This window comes from Streptomyces sp. NPDC031340, assembly GCF_055569945.1.
Genome location: NZ_JBVIIE010000001.1, coordinates 43,174 through 60,088, shown reverse-complemented (window position 1 = coordinate 60,088; position 16,915 = coordinate 43,174). Strand labels below are relative to the sequence as shown.

General features: G+C 70.4%; 17 protein-coding genes and 1 pseudogene. 9 read left to right on the top strand and 9 right to left on the bottom strand.

Translation table 11 applies throughout. From position 1 onward, the window contains the following. Window positions 1-143: 143 nt before the first annotated feature. From rpmH to ACZ5GT_RS00220, 9 genes are all read left to right on the top strand, one after another. Window positions 144-281, top strand: coding sequence for a 50S ribosomal protein L34 (rpmH, locus tag ACZ5GT_RS00260; RefSeq protein ID WP_003956500.1), 138 nt, complete (start codon window positions 144-146; stop codon window positions 279-281). A gap of 21 nt (window positions 282-302) precedes the next feature. After that, window positions 303-674, top strand: coding sequence for a ribonuclease P protein component (gene rnpA, locus ACZ5GT_RS00255; RefSeq protein WP_469011862.1), 372 nt, complete (start codon window positions 303-305; stop codon window positions 672-674). Further along, window positions 671-1,048, top strand: coding sequence for a membrane protein insertion efficiency factor YidD (gene yidD / locus ACZ5GT_RS00250; protein WP_360753901.1), 378 nt, complete (start codon window positions 671-673; stop codon window positions 1,046-1,048). The genes rnpA and yidD overlap by 4 nt, the downstream gene beginning before the upstream one ends. Window positions 1,049-1,051: 3 nt before the next feature. Beyond that, window positions 1,052-2,338 (top strand): membrane protein insertase YidC, encoded by a 1,287-nt coding sequence (gene yidC / locus ACZ5GT_RS00245; RefSeq protein WP_469011859.1) that lies wholly within the window; start codon window positions 1,052-1,054, stop codon window positions 2,336-2,338. Between the two features lie 15 nt (window positions 2,339-2,353). Then, window positions 2,354-2,866, top strand: coding sequence for a Jag family protein (locus tag ACZ5GT_RS00240; protein WP_360753896.1), 513 nt, complete (start codon window positions 2,354-2,356; stop codon window positions 2,864-2,866). A gap of 117 nt (window positions 2,867-2,983) precedes the next feature. Next, window positions 2,984-3,700 carry a 16S rRNA (guanine(527)-N(7))-methyltransferase RsmG gene (gene rsmG / locus ACZ5GT_RS00235; RefSeq protein ID WP_351886043.1) on the top strand — a complete coding sequence of 239 codons (717 nt, stop codon included), beginning with the start codon at window positions 2,984-2,986 and terminating at the stop codon, window positions 3,698-3,700. Between the two features lie 301 nt (window positions 3,701-4,001). Next, window positions 4,002-5,075 carry a ParA family protein gene (locus ACZ5GT_RS00230; protein ID WP_324790245.1) on the top strand — a complete coding sequence of 358 codons (1,074 nt, stop codon included), beginning with the start codon at window positions 4,002-4,004 and terminating at the stop codon, window positions 5,073-5,075. Then, window positions 5,072-6,169 carry a ParB/RepB/Spo0J family partition protein gene (locus ACZ5GT_RS00225; protein WP_469011856.1) on the top strand — a complete coding sequence of 366 codons (1,098 nt, stop codon included), beginning with the start codon at window positions 5,072-5,074 and terminating at the stop codon, window positions 6,167-6,169. Before ACZ5GT_RS00230 ends, ACZ5GT_RS00225 begins: the two co-directional genes overlap by 4 nt. A 206-nt stretch (window positions 6,170-6,375) precedes the next feature. Continuing rightward, window positions 6,376-6,993, top strand: a complete 618-nt coding sequence (locus ACZ5GT_RS00220; RefSeq protein ID WP_469011855.1) for a GNAT family N-acetyltransferase — start codon at window positions 6,376-6,378, stop codon at window positions 6,991-6,993. Between the two features lie 99 nt (window positions 6,994-7,092). Here the strand turns inward: ACZ5GT_RS00220 and trxA are convergent, their stop codons facing one another. The 9 genes and pseudogenes from trxA to ACZ5GT_RS00175 all read right to left on the bottom strand — a co-directional run bounded on the left by trxA (window position 7,093) and on the right by ACZ5GT_RS00175 (window position 16,859). Next, window positions 7,093-7,425: a thioredoxin gene (trxA, locus tag ACZ5GT_RS00215; protein ID WP_360753887.1), complete on the bottom strand. Its 333-nt coding sequence runs from the start codon at window positions 7,423-7,425 to the stop codon at window positions 7,093-7,095. Window positions 7,426-7,466: 41 nt separating this feature from the next. Next, window positions 7,467-8,435: a thioredoxin-disulfide reductase gene (trxB, locus tag ACZ5GT_RS00210; protein ID WP_469011854.1), complete on the bottom strand. Its 969-nt coding sequence runs from the start codon at window positions 8,433-8,435 to the stop codon at window positions 7,467-7,469. 159 nt (window positions 8,436-8,594) lie between these two features. Further along, window positions 8,595-9,536 carry an anti-sigma factor family protein gene (locus ACZ5GT_RS00205; protein WP_469011851.1) on the bottom strand — a complete coding sequence of 314 codons (942 nt, stop codon included), beginning with the start codon at window positions 9,534-9,536 and terminating at the stop codon, window positions 8,595-8,597. After that, window positions 9,533-10,279 (bottom strand): RNA polymerase sigma factor SigM, encoded by a 747-nt coding sequence (gene sigM / locus ACZ5GT_RS00200; protein ID WP_469011849.1) that lies wholly within the window; start codon window positions 10,277-10,279, stop codon window positions 9,533-9,535. Before sigM ends, ACZ5GT_RS00205 begins: the two co-directional genes overlap by 4 nt. Window positions 10,280-10,306: 27 nt before the next feature. Continuing rightward, a complete protein-coding gene (locus ACZ5GT_RS00195; protein ID WP_469011847.1) occupies window positions 10,307-12,028 on the bottom strand; it encodes a protein kinase family protein in 1,722 nt (573 codons plus the stop codon). Between the two features lie 138 nt (window positions 12,029-12,166). Continuing rightward, window positions 12,167-14,431: a murein biosynthesis integral membrane protein MurJ gene (murJ, locus tag ACZ5GT_RS00190; protein ID WP_469011846.1), complete on the bottom strand. Its 2,265-nt coding sequence runs from the start codon at window positions 14,429-14,431 to the stop codon at window positions 12,167-12,169. Between the two features lie 44 nt (window positions 14,432-14,475). Beyond that, a pseudogene (locus ACZ5GT_RS00185) lies at window positions 14,476-15,150 on the bottom strand (DUF6049 family protein); the annotation flags it as partial. Between the two features lie 223 nt (window positions 15,151-15,373). Beyond that, window positions 15,374-15,739, bottom strand: coding sequence for a hypothetical protein (locus tag ACZ5GT_RS00180; RefSeq protein WP_469011844.1), 366 nt, complete (start codon window positions 15,737-15,739; stop codon window positions 15,374-15,376). 142 nt (window positions 15,740-15,881) lie between these two features. Continuing rightward, the gene (locus tag ACZ5GT_RS00175; RefSeq protein ID WP_469011842.1) at window positions 15,882-16,859 is read right to left on the bottom strand and encodes a helix-turn-helix transcriptional regulator; all 978 of its coding nucleotides are present in this window, start codon (window positions 16,857-16,859) and stop codon (window positions 15,882-15,884) included. Between the last annotated feature and the right edge of the window lie 56 nt (window positions 16,860-16,915).

The window sequence follows — 16,915 nt, the reverse complement described above, 5'->3', positions numbered from 1 at the left end:
CTGCCGCCTGCCTCCGATGGGCACAGATCGCTTCAGGTGATCGGTAAGCGGTGCACTCGGGCGTCACTGCGAGCTACTCGTGGGCGCACGGTGACAGCCAGGACGGCACCCCGCAACCACCGATTTATCTCTGGAGCCCCCGAGTGAGCAAGCGCACCTTCCAGCCGAACAACCGTCGTCGCGCGAAGACCCACGGCTTCCGGCTGCGTATGCGCACCCGTGCCGGCCGCGCGATTCTCGCGTCCCGCCGTAGCAAGGGTCGCGCCCGTCTGTCCGCCTGATCCCGGTCAGGTCATGACGTCGTGCTGCCCACCGAGAACCGGCTGAGGCGGCGCGAGGACTTCGCGACCGCGGTGCGGCGAGGTCGCCGGGCTGGCCGCCCGACCCTCGTCGTCCACCTTCGTAGCGGTGCCACGGACCCGCACGTGCCTGGGGAGAACGCTCCCCCGACACGTGCGGGTTTCGTCGTGAGCAAGGCCGTGGGCGGCGCGGTCGTGCGCAACAAGGTGAAGCGCAGACTGCGTCATCTGATGCGTGACCGAGTCGCTCTGTTTCCCCCCGGTAGCCTGGTAGTCGTACGAGCGCTGCCCGGATCGGGCGACGCCGACCATGCACAGCTGGCCCGAGACCTGGATGCCGCCGTGGAGCGGCTGCTGGGAGGGGGCGCGCGATGAAGTACCCGCTGCTGGCTCTGATCAAGCTGTACCAGTGGACCATCAGTCCGTTGCTCGGACCGGTGTGCAAGTACTACCCGTCGTGTTCGCACTACGGGTACACAGCCATCGACCGGCACGGCGCGATCAAGGGCACGGCGCTCACGGCCTGGCGCATCCTGCGGTGCAATCCGTGGTCGCTGGGCGGTGTGGACCATGTTCCGCCGCGTAAGCGCCCGCGATGGCACGAGATGCTGCGTGACGCCTGGCGTGCACGCAGGGGCGGGTCCTCCGCCGCCGAAACGGCCACCGTGGAGAATCTGTCTTCGAGCAGCGAAGTGCGTTCCTCTTCGAGCCCGGCCGCAGAGACTTCGTCCCATGCCCAAGGAGCATGATTAGTGGACACGATTGCCAGCCTTTTCAGCTTCATCACGACACCTGTCTCCTGGGTCATCGTCCAGTTCCACAAGGTGTACGGCGCGATCTTCGGCGCCGACACCGGGTGGGCCTGGGGCCTGTCGATCGTGTCTCTGGTGATCCTGATCCGCATCTGCCTGATCCCGCTCTTCGTGAAGCAGATCAAGGCGACTCGGGCGATGCAGACGCTCCAGCCCGAGATGAAGAAGATCCAGGAGCGCTACAAGAACGACAAGCAGCGCCAGTCCGAAGAGATGATGAAGCTGTACAAGGAGACGGGTACCAACCCGCTCTCCTCGTGCCTTCCCATCCTCGCGCAGTCCCCGTTCTTCTTCGCCCTGTACCACGTGCTCAACGGCATCGCGACGGGCAAGACGATCGGCGTCATCAACGAGCCGCTGCTCGCCAGCGCCCGTAAGGCGCACATCTTCGGTGCCCCGCTGGCCGCGAAGTTCACGGACAGCGCCGAGAAGGTCGCCCAGCTCGGCGCCTCGCTGGCCGATGTCCGCGTGGTAACCGCGATCATGATCGTGATGATGTCGGCGTCGCAGTTCTACACGCAGCGCCAGCTGATGACGAAGAACGTCGACACCACGGTGAAGACGCCGTTCATGCAGCAGCAGAAGATGCTGATGTACGTCTTCCCGGTCATGTTCGCCGTCTTCGGTATCAACTTCCCGGTCGGTGTTCTCGTCTACTGGCTGACCACCAACGTGTGGACCATGGGCCAGCAGATGTACGTGATCCACAACAACCCGACCCCGGGTTCGAAGGCCCAGGCCGCCTACCTGGAGCGCCTGACCAAGCACGTCACGCACCACGGCAAGGTCCGCCGGCGCAGCGAGCGCACCATCGTCAAGGCGATCGTGGCCAAGGGCCGGGACCGCAACGAGTTCGAGCGCAAGTTCATCAACGGCCTGAGCAAGGCGGGTCTGGCGGCGCAGGCCGACGGCACCGTGGTCAAGAGCGAGGGCGCCGTCGCCGTAGAGGTGCAGGACGGCGATACGCCGACGACGGGCGGCGGTGCCGCCGCCGTGAAGCGCCAGCAGCCCAAGCGTCAGACGAAGGCCCAGCGCCAGTCCGGCAGCGTCAAGGCGGTCGGCGAGTCCGAGCCGAAGACGTCGCTGAGCAAGTCCGAGGAGCCCGAGGACGCCAAGCCCGCCGCTGCCGAGAAGGGCGCCGCAAAGCCCGGCAGCGGTACCCGCAGCAAGGCCCAGTCCGGACAGCGCAAGGGCCCGCAGCGGCCCAAGTCCCCGTCCAAGAAGTAAGAAGGAGTCCATCCCGTGACGGAAGGCACCACCTCCGCCGCTGCCGAGGGTGCAGACACCCTGACCCGCCTGGAGCAGGAGGGCGAGATCGCGGCGGACTACCTCGAGGGTCTGCTGGACATCGCCGATCTCGACGGCGACATCGACATGGATGTCGAGGCCGACCGCGCCGCTGTCTCGATCATCAGCGACACGGGCAGCCGCGATCTGCAGAAGCTGGTCGGCCGTGACGGTGAGGTGCTGGAGGCGCTCCAGGAGCTCACGCGCCTGGCGGTGCACCGGGAGACCGGGGACCGCAGCCGGCTGATGCTGGACATCGCGGGCTACCGGGCCAAGAAGCGCGCCGAGCTGTCCGAGCTGGGCGCGAAGGCCGCCGCCGAGGTCAGGAGTACCGGCGAGCCGGTGAAGCTGAAGCCCATGACGCCGTTCGAGCGCAAGGTCGTGCACGACGCGGTCAAGGCCGCGGGCCTGCGCAGCGAGTCCGAAGGCGAGGAGCCGCAGCGCTTCGTCGTCGTGCTTCCCGCCTGATCGGTCCCCACGTTCCTCCGGCCCCGTCTGTAGCGCAGGCGGGGCCGGTCTTTGTCAGCCTGATAGTTCTGGTGGTCGGCGCCCGGTGCGCTGATGCGGTACGGAAGGACGGTCCCCGTGACGGAGGCAGCGGAGCTTCCCCCTGCGCCCGAGCAGGCGCGCGAAGTGTTCGGCGATCGGTTCGCGGATGCGGTCCGGTACGCGGAGCTGCTCGCTGAGACGGGTGTGCAGCGTGGCCTTATCGGTCCCCGCGAGGTGCCCCGGCTGTGGGAGCGGCACCTGCTGAACTGCGCGGTGCTCTCGGAGGTGGTTCCCGAGGGTGTCACCGTGTGCGACGTCGGCTCGGGCGCCGGCCTGCCCGGCATCCCCCTGGCGCTGGTCCGGGAGGACCTGAAGATCACCCTGCTGGAGCCTCTGCTGCGGCGGACGAACTTCCTCACCGAGGTGGTGGAGCTGCTCGGGCTGGACCATGTGACGGTGATGCGGGGGCGCGCCGAGGAGGTCATGGGGAAGCTGACGCCGGTCCATGTGGTGACGGCACGAGCGGTCGCCCCGCTGGACCGTCTGGCCACCTGGGGCATTCCGCTGCTGCGTCCCTACGGGGAGATGCTCGCGCTCAAGGGCGACACCGCTGAGGAGGAGCTGAAGGCGGCCGCGGCGGCGCTGAGCAAGCTGGGTGCGGTGGAGACGTCCATCCTGCATGTCGGCGAGGGCATCGTGGATCCGATGTCCACGGTGGTGCGGGTGGAGGTCGGGGAGAGCCCCGGCGGCGTGCGCTTCGCGGCGAAGCGTGCGAAGGCGGCGCGGACCGGACGTGCGCGCCGGCGTCGCTGAGCGTTGCTGACGTTCCGCCGTACTCCACACAAGCTGCGCAACCCGTGCGTGTCGGAGTGTCGCCCGGATGGGGCCCGAGCCGCTGTGCATCGTGTTTCACGTGAAACGTCGCTCACTGCTCCACGGCATCATCAGCCGCGGTCGCGCCGCGGCCGAGCCCCGCGATCGAAAGCCTCTCGGTTCACTCGACGAGGCACCGGATTTCCACGGCCCGGCGTCCTCCTCGGGGGGCACGGAGTTGTCCACAGAGGTGGATTTCTCCACAGAAGACAAGGCCTCACTGGTTCGTGACCCCGCAGGCATGGGAGGCTCTGTTCATTGCGAGCCTGAAGTCGAGGAGAGTGAATCCTTGCGGTCCGACGCCAACATCGCGGGACCGATGACCGATCCGGTCCCCGGTCCCCGTAGCGAGTCGAGGGGGGAGGATGTTTCACGTGAAACGCCGCCTCCGATGGACGACACTCCGATCGGTCGTGCTGCCCAACTGGCGGTGGAGGCTCTGGGCCGCGCCGGCGAGGGCCTGCCGCGGCCTGAGCAGACCCGAGTCATGGTGGTCGCCAATCAGAAGGGCGGCGTGGGCAAGACCACGACGACCGTCAATCTTGCCGCTTCCCTGGCGCTGCACGGTGCCCGTGTGCTGGTGATCGACCTCGACCCGCAGGGCAACGCCTCCACGGCGCTGGGGATCGACCATCACGCCGACGTCCCGTCCATCTACGACGTCCTTATCGAGAGCAAGCCGCTCGCGGAGGTCGTCCAGCCCGTCCCGGACGTCGAGGGTCTCTTCTGTGCTCCAGCCACGATCGATCTCGCCGGTGCGGAGATCGAGCTGGTGTCGCTGGTGGCCCGCGAGAGCCGGCTGCTGCGGGCGATCCAGGCGTATGAGCAGCCGCTGGACTACATCCTGATCGACTGCCCGCCGTCGCTCGGCCTGCTGACGGTCAACGCCCTGGTCGCCGGGCAGGAAGTCCTCATCCCTATCCAGTGCGAGTACTACGCGCTGGAGGGTCTGGGGCAGCTGCTGCGCAACGTCGACCTGGTCCGGGGGCACCTCAACCCCACACTGCACGTATCGACGATTCTGCTCACCATGTACGACGGCCGGACGCGGCTCGCGTCCCAGGTCGCGGAGGAGGTGCGCAGCCACTTCGGCGACGAGGTGCTGCGGACGAGCATCCCGCGCTCGGTCCGCATCTCCGAGGCGCCGAGTTATGGACAGACCGTGCTGACCTACGATCCGGGGTCCAGCGGTGCCCTGTCCTATCTTGAGGCGGCACGAGAAATCGCGCTGAAGGGTGTCGGCGTCAGCTACGACGCGACGCAGGCCCATATCGGTGCTCAGAGTGATCCGAACATGGTGGAGGGGATTCAGTGAGTGAGCGACGGAGGGGTTTGGGCCGTGGTCTCGGCGCACTGATCCCTGCTGCCCCGACGGAGAAGACGCCGCTTCCGACGGCGGCGGGGGGTGCCGGTTCTCCTGCTCCGGCGGCTGTTCCGGTGCTGACGACCGACCGCGGGATCGCCGCGGCGAAGGTGGCCACGCTGCCGCCTGTTTCACGTGAAACCGAGGAGCCGTCGGCCGGCGGCACCACGGAGCGGCCCGCACCGCCCGTCGGCGCTCACTTCGCGGAGATCCCTCTCGACTCCATCAGCCCGAACCCGCGTCAGCCGCGTGAGGTCTTCGACGAGGACGCGCTGCACGAACTCGTCACCTCCATCAAGGAGGTCGGCCTCCTCCAGCCGGTCGTAGTCCGTCAGTTGGGTCCCGGCCGCTACGAGCTCATCATGGGCGAGCGGCGCTGGCGGGCCTGCCGTGAGGCGGGCCTGGAGGCGATCCCGGCGATCGTGCGGGCCACGGACGACGAGAAGCTGCTGCTGGACGCGCTCCTGGAGAACCTGCACCGTGCGCAGTTGAACCCGCTGGAAGAGGCCGCCGCCTACGACCAGTTGCTGAAGGACTTCAACTGCACGCACGACCAGCTGGCGGACCGCATCGGCCGGTCCCGTCCGCAGGTCTCCAACACGCTCCGCCTGTTGAAGCTCTCGCCCAAGGTCCAGAACCGGGTGGCAGCCGGTGTGCTGTCCGCCGGACACGCACGGGCGCTGCTGTCCGTGGAGGACCCGGAGGAGCAGGAGCGGCTGGCCTACCGGGTCGTGGCCGAGGGGCTGTCGGTGCGGGCCGTCGAGGAGATCGTGACCCTGATGGGATCGCGCCCGCAGGCGGCTCGGCGCCCCAAGGGCCCGCGGGCAGGCTCCCGCGTCTCTCCGGCACTGACCGACCTGGCGACGCGGCTCTCGGACCGGTTCGAGACGCGCGTGAAGGTCGAACTGGGCCAGAAGAAGGGCAAGATCACCGTCGAGTTCGCCTCCCCGGAGGACCTGGAGCGGATCCTCGGCACGTTCGCTCCGGGAGAGAAGCTGGCCCTCCAGGCCAGCCTCGCGGAGGACGAAGAGGAGAACGAGGGCTGAGCCGGCGGTCGGCCCGATGGGCCCGACCGGCCGGCCAAAGGGGCGGGCCGTGTCCGGTGTGTACCGGAACACGGCCTGTTCTTTGCTTTCGGTCGGTATCGGCACAATCGCATCATGGATACGATGCGTTCGGGTATGGCGTATCCACGGAGTGCTTTGACAGCCGCCCGTGACGCGGCGGGCGAAGGAAGCGAGGAACAGCCTTCATGGGGCGTCGGCTCGTACCGCTCACGCTGGACAACCTTCAGGACCTTCCCCAGCGCTGCCGCTCGTGTGTCTTCTGGGAGTTGGACCCAGTCAGCGGCGAAGCAGCGGTAAGGGCAGGCACGGCCGCGCTGGAGAAGGAGTCGTGGATCTCGGCCGTACTCCTGGACTGGGGATCGTGCGGCCGGGTGGTGTACGTCGATGACGTACCGGTGGGCTTCGTGCTCTACGCCCCTCCCGCTTATGTCCCCCGCTCCACGGCGTTTCCCACGAGCCCCGTCTCGCCGGATGCGGTGCAGTTGATGACGGGCTTCATCCTGCCGGGCTATCAGGGGCAGGGTCTGGGACGCGTGATGGTGCAGACGGTCGCCAAGGACCTTCTGCGACGGGGCTTCAAGGCGATCGAGGCGTTCGGCGACGCCCGCTGGAAGGAAGCTGCCTGCGTGCTGCCGGCCGACCATCTTCTGGCGGTGGGCTTCAAGACGGTCAGGCAACATCCCGCCTATCCACGGATGCGGCTGGAGCTCCGCACGACGCTCTCCTGGAAGGAAGACGTGGAGATGGCCCTGGACCGGCTTCTGGGAGCCGTACAGAAGGAACCGGCGCTCCGCCCCCTGTGACGCGCGGCCACGGATATGCGAATGGGCCGGCCCGGACGGGCTGGCCCATTCGTGTTTCACGTGAAACATGCGCCGCCGACCGTTCGGCTGCGCTACCGACTAGTCGGCGATGAAGTCCTCGAGGTCGCGGACGATCGCGGCCTTCGGCTTGGCGCCGACGATGGTCTTGGCGACCTCGCCGTTCTCGTAGACGTTCAGCGTCGGGATGGACATGACGCCGTACTTGGCGGCCGTCTCCGGGTTCTCGTCGATGTTGAGCTTGACGATCTCGATCTTGTCGCCGTATTCGGCGGCGATCGCCTCGAGGGACGGCGCGATCTGGCGGCACGGACCGCACCAGGCGGCCCAGAAGTCCACCAGGACGGGCTTGTCGCTCTTGAGGACGTCCTCGTCGAAGGAGTCGTCGGTCACGTTCTTCAGGGTGCCGGCCACGGCGGGCTCCTTAATCGGTTGGTGCGTGGGGCGGACAGGGGTCAGACAGAGGTCTTCTCGGGCTCGGCCTTCTCCTCGTCCGCGAGGGCGGCGAGGTAACGCTCGGCGTCGAGGGCGGCGGAGCAACCCGTGCCGGCGGCGGTGATCGCCTGCCGGTAGGTGTGGTCGACCACGTCGCCGGCGCCGAAGACACCGGACAGGTTGGTGTGGGTCGAGGGGGCGGCGACCTTGAGGTAGCCCTCCTCGTCCAGGTCGAGCTGGCCCTTGAAGAGTTCGGTGCGCGGGTCGTGGCCGATCGCGATGAACAGGCCGGTGACCGCCAGGTCGGACAGCTCGCCCGTCTTGACGTTGCGCAGCTTCAGGCTCGCGAGCTTCGGGTCGCCGTGGATCTCGGCGACCTCGCTGTCCCACACGAACTTGATCTTCGGGTCGGCGAAGGCGCGCTCCTGCATCGCCTTGGAGGCGCGCAGGGTGTCCCGGCGGTGGACGATCGTCACGGACTTGGCGAAGCGCGAGAGGAAGGTGGCCTCCTCCATCGCGGTGTCGCCACCGCCGATCACGGCGATGTCCTGCTCCTTGAAGAAGAACCCGTCACAGGTGGCACACCAGGAGACGCCGCGTCCGGAGAGCGCGTCCTCGTTCGGCAGGCCGAGCTTGCGGTGCTGCGAGCCGGTGGTGACGATGACGGCCTTCGCCCGGTGCACGGTTCCGGAGGTGTCCGTGACGGTCTTGATCTCACCGGTGAGGTCGACGGAGACGACGTCGTCGGGGACGAGTTCGGCGCCGAAGCGCTCGGCCTGGGCGCGCATGTTGTCCATGAGCTCGGGGCCCATGATGCCGTCCCGGAAGCCGGGGAAGTTCTCCACCTCGGTGGTGTTCATCAGTGCGCCACCGGCGGTGACGGCGCCCTCGAACACCAGCGGCTTCAGCGACGCGCGCGCGGTGTAGAGCGCCGCCGTGTAGCCGGCGGGCCCGGAGCCGATGATGATCACGTTACGGACGTCGCTCACGGCTTGTTTCCTCGTCTCTGGACTGCGTCGTCGGACAGGTGGGAGAGCCGCTGGCTCGCTCTCACCCCACCCAACGGATCCTAAGGGGCGCGCATTCCCGCTGTGTCCGGGCACACGGAACCATGCACCGCGGGTACCACGCGGGCGGGAGACGAGGCGTCAGCCGGACGACCGTGTGTAGGACCGCTCCAGCAGAACGTCGGCCGGGGCGGACGACCGGTGGGTCACACACGTCGAGTCCACGATGTACGCGGTCACCTTCGTGCTGTCGGACGAGTCGGGCAGCACCACGAGCAGGGCGTCACCGCCCTTGTAGGTGCCTTCCTCGGCGGCGAGCGCCGGGTCGGTGCGGCCGATGCCCTTCTGGACGCAGTCCGGGACGGCGGGCGTCCGGAGGAGCCTGGGCGACGCGATACTCGGCTCACCCTGCACTCCGCGGCTGTGCGGGGCGCTGGAGCCGGTGTCCGAGCCCTGGTTCTTCGCGAGGAGATCGGAGACGTGCTTCTCCAGCTTGCTCTGGGAGAAGGTGTCCGCTGCGGTGGTCTGCCGGCTGTCGGCCTGTGTACCGGGCGACGTGTCGCTGTCCAGCGTCGCGACGAGGACCGAACCGAGTCCCAGAGCGGCGACCGCGAAGACCGTGCCGAGGACGGCGGCCCTGCGACGACCGCTCCGCTTGCGGTCCATGCGGTCCTTGCGGCCCGGGCCGGTGGTCGAGAGGCGGGCGCGGCGCGTGGGGCGGTCGGCCGTGGGCGATGTTTCACGTGAAACATGCGTGCCGTCGTCCGCGCCGGACGGTGAGCCGGAGCCGGTCGCCTGCTGCTGGGGGGCTGAGATGCCGGGCGTCGTCGCGCTCAGCAGAGCCTCGGCCGCCAGGGCCGCGTCGATACGCCCGGCGACGTCCGCGGGCATGGAGGGCGGGCCGGGGAGGGAGCCGAGCAGCCCCCGGATCTCCTCCAGCGACGCGTAGACGTCGGCACACAGCTCACAGTCGTCCAGATGCCGCCGCACGTCCGTGGTCCTGGCCGGCGGGAGGAGTCCTTCGGCGAGGTCGGAGATCTCGGCGATGTCCGGGTGCCCGGCACTGTCCTGCGTGAATGTCACGCTCGCCCACCTCCGCCCTTCACAGCAGCTGAATCACTCGGCTCGGCGTCCGGCCCCGCGTCGCGGACACCGGTCGGCGGTCCCGCTGCGGATGGGACGGATGCCCCGGGCGTCCGGTTCCGCTCCTGTCTGTGTTCGTGTCCGTGTCCGTCGCCGTCGTCGGCGCTTCCCGGCCGCAGATGGGTGAGCAGGGGCAGGAGTCTCGCCCTGCCTCGCGCGCAGCGGCTCTTCACCGTGCCGGTGGGGACGTCGAGCATGCGGGCGGCCTCGGCGACCGGATAACCCTGCATGTCGACGAGGACGAGCGCGGCACGCTGGTCGGGTGACAGAGTGCCGAGCGCTTCCAGCAGCTGGCGGTGGAGATCGTTGCGTTCCGCCGGGGCGGACGCCTCCTCATGAGGCTCCAGCAACTGCTCCAGCCGCTCGGGGTCGTCGACGGGAGACGTCTTGCGTGAGGCGGCCTTGCGGGCGCGGTCGAGGCAGGCGTTCACCGTGATCCGGTGCAGCCAGGTCGTGACGGCCGACTGCCCGCGGAAGGTGTGGGCGGCCCGATAGGCGGAGACGAGGGCGTCCTGAACGGCGTCGGCGGCTTCCTCACGGTCGCCGAGCGTCCGCAGCGCCACGGCCCACAGACGGTCCCGGTGACGCCTCACCAGCTCACCGAAGGCGTCGGGATCGCCCGCCACGTGCCGGGCGAGGAGGTCCTGATCGTCAGCGCCGCCGTACGCGGTTCCATCTGCCATCGGCCCCCCTCCCCCTGCACGTACTTCTCAGCCGGTGAACTTCACTTCGGTGATGGCCTGCTTGTAGCCGGCGTCGCTGAAGTTGGCGGAATCGGCACCGGAGTACGGCATGGCCGTGAGCCAGACCAGCACGTATCGGCTCTTCGCCGGCTTGGCGACCGTCACGCTCGCCGAGGTGCCGGTCGTCGTGACCGAGCCGAGCTTGGTCATCGAGCTCAGCGGAGTGGACGAGGTCAAGGAGTTCGTCGCGTACAGCTGCACCGTTGTGTGATCGCCGCCGTACCGGAGCGATAGCGTCGCGGTCGCCACCTTGTGGTCGGAACCGAGGTCATAGACGATGCCGACGCCCGGCTTGATCACTATCTTCGGGCCGTCCTTGAAGCTGTTGGTACGCCATCCGGTGGACGTGTCGCCGTCGTAGGTCTTGGTGACGTCGGCAGGGTGCTGGGCCTCGCCCGCAGCCACGTACTCCTGTGCGTTCCCGATGGCGATCGGCTTGAGCGGCTTCGTCTTGCCGCTGTTCTTGTCGTTGCCGTCCGTCGTCTGGGTCTTGTTCGTGTCGTCGGACTTGTCGCCGTGGTCCATCAGGGCGTCCGCGAGCTGCCAGCTGCCCAGGCCCAGAGCGGCGATGAGGAGGGCCGAGACGGCCCACTTCAGCGCCTTGCCGGTGCGGCTCTGCAGCGGGGCGGGCGGGGCCGGCACCGGCTGGGTGACGCCGGGGTGCGGCGCCGTGCGGCCGTACGAACCCTGCTGATACGTGGTGCGCTGGTAATCCGGCGGCGCGGTGAAGGCCGGCTCCGGCGGGCGGATGCGCGGCATCTCGCCGATCGCCTTCACCAGTTCCTCCGGCGTGGTGCACGGCGACTCGTGACGGGAGGCGGTCGCGCCGTCGTTGACGAGCGCGCGCATGGCCAGTTCGGACAGGCCGCGGTGGACGCCGGCCCGCACCTGGTCGGGCGCGATCAGTCCGACGTCCTTGGGCAGCCCCGACAGGCCGTAGGCGTCGCTCTCGTACGGCCAGCGCTGGGTGAGCGCCGCATACAGAAGCGCGCCGACGGCCTCGGTGTCGGCGCGCTGCGGGCTCTCCGAACTGATACCCCGCAGCGCGGCGTTCACGGCGAGGCCGCGGATGCGCCACTGGCCGCTGGAGGTGCGCAGGACCGCGTTGGGATTCAGGCGGAGATGGGCGAGGCCCTCGCGGTGCGCGGCGGCCATGGCGGAGGCGATCTGGCTGACCATCTGGTACGCGTCGTGCGGCTCCAGCGGGCCGGAGGCGAGCAGCGTGGTCAGTTCGACGGCGTCGGGCAGCCACTCGTGCACGACGTAGACGAGGTCGTTCTCCTCGACGGCGTCCAGCACCTGGACGAAGCGGGGATCACCGAGCAGCGCGGAGGAGCGGGCGGCGGCGAGGACGGCGCGGGCCCGCGAGTGGTCCGCGGGCAGGATGTGGACGCCGACGGCGCGGCGCAGTTTCTCGTCCACCGCACGCCAACTGCTGAATCCGTCCAGACGGGTGACGCACTCCTCCAGCCGGTACCGTCTGGCCAGCTTGTGACCGCTGTGCAGTTCCGGCGGTGAGACCTTGCCGGGACCGTCGGTCCCCCCGCTCCCCTGTGCCTCGTCGATGTCCGTGTCCCACTCCCGGTTCTGGGCCACCCCGTCGGCCGTGGACTGGTCCGCCTGTGCGGTCAGCGGCTCATCGCCGCTGTTGTCTGCCACGTCGACGGCAGCCGTGCTCCGTTCCGCCACCGTCGTTCCTGCCTCCCCATCCCATGCGCGCCGACCGACGTCCGTGCGCGCCGTCCGACGCCGAAACCAATTGTGCCCACAGTCCGCCTGTATGCACGACACACAGCGGCGGACGATGGTTGTGCGCGTACCCCCGCCTCAGCGGCCCAGACGCCCGCGCACCATGCCGACCAGTGAGTTCAGTTCCTCGATGCGCATCCGCCGTGCCGCGAGGAAGAAGATGCCGAGCAGGACCGCCCCGCCGGCCAGCAGCGCCGCGAACGATCCGGCCACGCCCTGGCCGAGCGTGTGGCCGATGGCGTAGCAGGCCGCGCCGCTGAGCAGCGCCGCGGGCACCGAGGCGATGCACAGCCGCGCGTACGTCCGCAGCACGCGGGCGCCGTCCAGGTCGCCGCCGAGACGCTTGCGCAGCCGGTTCCAGGCGACCCCGACGCCGATGGCGTAGGCCAGGCCGTACGAGGCCGACATCCCGACCACGGCCCAGCGCGCCGGGAGCACGAAGTAGCACGCCACCGAGGCGCCCGCGTTGACCGCGGCGACGATGACCGTGTTGTAGAAGGGCGTCCGGGTGTCTTCGTAGGCGTAGAAGGCGCGCAGGACGACGTACTGCACGGAGTACGGGATCAGGCCGAGGGCGAAGGCCATCAGCATGAATCCCATGTTGGTGGCCTCGCTGGTGCCCGAGGAGCCGAAGATCAGCGTGCACATCGGGATGCCGAGCGCGAGGAAGCCGAAGGCGACCGGCACGATGGCGACCGCCGTCGTCCGCAGGCCCTGGGAGATGTCGTCGCGGACGGCGCCGGCGTCGCCCTCGGCCGCCGAGCGGGAGATGCGCGGCAGCAGGGCGGCCATCAGGGAGACGGTGATGATGGCCTGCGGCAGGCCCCAGATCAGCTGGGCGTTGGCGTAGGCGGCGAAGCCGGTGCCGTCGACCGGCGACGCCTTGCCGGCCGCCGTGGACAGCTGGGAGACGACGAGGGCGCCCGCCTGGTTGGCGAGGACGAACAGGACCGTCCACTTGGCGAGCGTGGCCGCCTTGCCGAGGCCGTGGCCCTTCCAGTCGAAGCGCAGACGCACCCGGAAGCCGGTCTCGCGCAGGTACGGGATCATGGCCAGGGCCTGGACCACGAGGCCGAGCAGCACGCCGATGCCGAGCAGGCGCTGGCCCTCCGGCGGGATGTTCGTGACCTTCATGCCGGAGTCCGCCGAGGTGCCGTACACCCAGATGAACGCGCCGAGCGTCACGATGATGACGATGTTGTTCAGGACCGGGGTCCACATCATCGCGCCGAACTTGCCGCGCGCGTTGAGGATCTGCCCCATGACCACATGGATGCCCATGAAGAAGATCGAGGGCAGGAAGTACTGGACGAAGGTGACGCCGACGGCGTTGGCCGCCGGGTCGCTGGCGACCGAGTCGGACAGCAGACGGATCAGCAGCGGGGCGGCGAAGACCGCCGCGGCGGTGAGCAGGCCCAGCGCCACCATCACGAGTGTGAGCAGGCGGTTGGCGTACGCCTCGCCGCCGTCCTCGTCCTCCTTCATGGCGCGCACCAGCTGCGGCACGAACACGGAGTTGAGGCCGCCGCCGACGGTCAGGATGTAGATCATCGTGGGCAGCTGGTAGGCGACCTGGAAGGTGTCGCCGAGCAGGCCGACGCCGAGGGCGGAGACGATCAGCGCGGAGCGGATGAAGCCCGTCAGGCGGGAGACCATCGTGCCCGCCGCCATCACGGCGCTCGACTTCAGCAGCCCCGACGCGCGGCCGCCCTTCTTGGCGGCGGGCGCGGGAGCCGGTGCGGGGGGCTCGGTGGCGGTGCCGAGGTTCATGGTCCGGTCGTCCGCCGGCACCGAGACCGCCGCGGCCGGCTCCGGCCCGCGCGGGGGCGCGGCCGGGCCCGGCACCGCCCGGGCGTCCACCGGGAGCCGGGGCCCGCCGTCCTGCTGCTGGTCGCGGAAGAGATGGGCGAAGGCGTCCGGCTGGTGGCGCTCCTCGCCGGCCTCGGTGACCAGGTCGTCGACGCCCACGTACTGCGTCGCTCGCGGATCGTCGCCGAAGGGCAGGTGCCGGCTGGGGCCGTCCGGCTCGGGGGCCGGGGTCTGCGCCCACACCCGTGGGTCGGGGGAGTGCGCCGACCTGGGCGGCTGCGAGTACAGCGGCTGCTGCGGCTCGTACGTGCCCGGGGGCGGCGGAGGGTGCGCGGCGCGGTCGTACAGGGCCTCGGCGACGGGGTCCTGCGCGGAGAGCCCCTGCTCGCGGTAGGGGTCCTGGTCGTAGGCGTCCTGGAGGTACATGTCGCCGGGGGACTGCGACGGTACCTGGCCGTGCTCGGGCGGCGGGCCCTCGGGGTGACCCGGGCTGCCCGCAGCCTGGCCGCGGTCACCGTCGTACGGCGCGTTCATGGTTACCCCACCTCATCGTCCCGGGCCCACCGGCCACGACATCCTCAACGGTCCACTCTCTCACCCGTGCCGGACGGGTCTGTGCTTTCCGCCGCGGTGTCCGGTGTCCGGTCACTCGGCTGGTCCGGGCCGTCCGCCCGGGCGTCGGTGCCGGTCTCCTTGTCAAGACGGTCCTCCGGGGCTCCGGGGTTCTCCGGGCCGTCGGCCGTCGGTTCCGCCTGGTCGGGACCGTCGTCCGGACCGTCGTCCTCGGCCTCGTGGGCGGCGGCGCGCTTGCGCTGGGTGTACATGCGGAAGCCGGCGAGGACGAGCAGGAGGAAGCCGCCGCCGATGACGAGCATCACGGTGGCCGTGAACTCGGTGACCTTGACCTCGAACCTGACGGGGTCGCCGTACGCCTGGCCGTCCTCCGTGTACAGCTGCGCGATCACCGTGGCCTGGCCGTTGGCCCTGGCCGAGGTGGTGAACTTCACCGTCTGGCTGTGCCCGCCGGACACCGCGACGGGCTGCTCGTCGAAGGCGTCGCCGCCGATCTGCAGGCGGGTGGGGCTCGTCGAGCTGAGACGCAGCACCAGGTGCCCGACGCCCTGCACCAGGTTGTTCTGCACGGTCACGGGGATCGTGGCGCTGCGTCCGGAGAGCTTGGTGTCGGACTTGTCGATCAGCTTGACCTGGCCGGTCAGGTCGTCGAGATGGGACTCGACACTGCCGCGGAAGCTCTCCGTGGGGGGGGGGGGGGGGGGGGGGGGGGGGGGGGGGGGGGGGGGGGGGGGGGGGGGGGGGGGGGGGGGGGGGGGGGGGGGGGGAGGTGGGGGGGGGGGGGGGGGGGGGGGGGGGGGGGGGGGGGGGGGGGGGGGGGGGGAGGGGGGGGGAGGGGGGGGGGGGGGGGGGTTCCCCCCCCCCCCCCCCCCCCCCCCCCCCCCCCCGCCGTACGGCGCCGGGTCAGCTCTCGGTCGCGCTCTGGCTCGGGGCGCCGCTGGGCATCGCGCCGCCCCCGCCGGGACCGCCGCAGCCGCCCTGGCCCCCGCCGGGGCCGCCCTGGCCTCCACCGGGGCCACCGCTGGGCATTCCCGACGGGGCCCCGGAGGGCCGGGCGGTCGCCTTGCCGGTCGGGGCGCCCGACGGAACACCGCTCGGCATCCCCGACGGCCGGCCGCCGCCCGGCGCGCCCGACGGCGGCTGACACGACTGCTGGGCGGAGGTGCCGCTGCCGGAGGAGGACGACGAGCCGTCCGATCCGCAGGCCACCAGGGCCAGCGGCGAGAGCGCCAGCAGGGCGACCGCGGGGACGAGACGCACACGCTTCATGAGGGACAGCTCCAAGAGAAGGATGAGGAAGTCCTGAGGCGGGCACTCAACCAACGTCAGTTAGGCGCTGGTTGGGGCCGCCCTGTGCCCGGCCTGTCGATCGGGTAAAGCGGTCCTCAAGTCGCCCCGCCCACCAGCCCTTTCACGAACCGCCCGCGGCCGCCGGCCGGTACAGCCTCGTGACGGAGGCGGCCGCGGCCGCCAGCTCCTCGCGCACCTCGGGCGGCGAGAGAACCTCCACCTGGTCGGCGTACGGCAGCAGTTGGCGCGCCTCGCGGACCACGCCGTACGACAGGCGTACGGTGACCCACTCGCCGGTGCCGTCGTCGTCGGGGAGTTCGGCCAGGTGCGCGGCGTTCAGGCGCAGGAACATGTCCAGGCGCTCGCGCCTGACCCGGACGGTGACGTCGAGCCCACCCGTCCGCTCCTCGACCTGGCGGCGCAACACCTCCCAGGCGTCGGCCAGTTCGACGCCGGGCCGTCGCCTGACGGGATCGTCGAGGACGGCCGCCGACCGCACCCGATCGGCCCGGAACAGCCGCGGTCTCGCCCGCCGGTCGGCGACCAGGTACCAGACGCCGGCCTTGGAGACGAGGCCGTACGGGTCGACGGTGTACGTCCGCGACTCCGGCTCGCCGCTGTGCCGGTAGCGCAGCCGGAGCCTGCGGTCGGCGAAGACCGCGTCCTGCAGCACCTGGAGGTCGACGGCCCGGCGCGGGCCGCCCTTCCAGCGGGTGGCGTCGACCAGGATGCGGCGGCTGGTCTCCTCCGCGGCCGGGCGGTGCGGCGCGGGCAGGGCGGCCATCACCTTGCGCAGCGCGGAGCCGAGGGCCTCGTCCAGGCCGAGCGCCGCGTGCGCGCCCTGCGCGGCCAGGATGAACAGCGCGCGGGACTCGTCGGCGGTCAGGCCCGTGACGTCCGTGCGGAACCCGGCCAGCAGCTCGATGCCGCCGTGCCGCCCGCGTTCGGCGTAGACGGGTACGCCGGCCGCCGACAGGGCCTCGACGTCGCGGTAGACGGTCCGCACCGAGACCTCGAGCCGGCCGGCGAGTTCGCGGGCGGGGACGCGGCCGCGGGTCTGCAGGAGCAGCAGGATCGACAGCAGGCGGCCGGACTTCACAGGATCAGGATCCCTCCGCCCGAGACCCGCGGCAAATGTTGACGGTGGATGTCAGG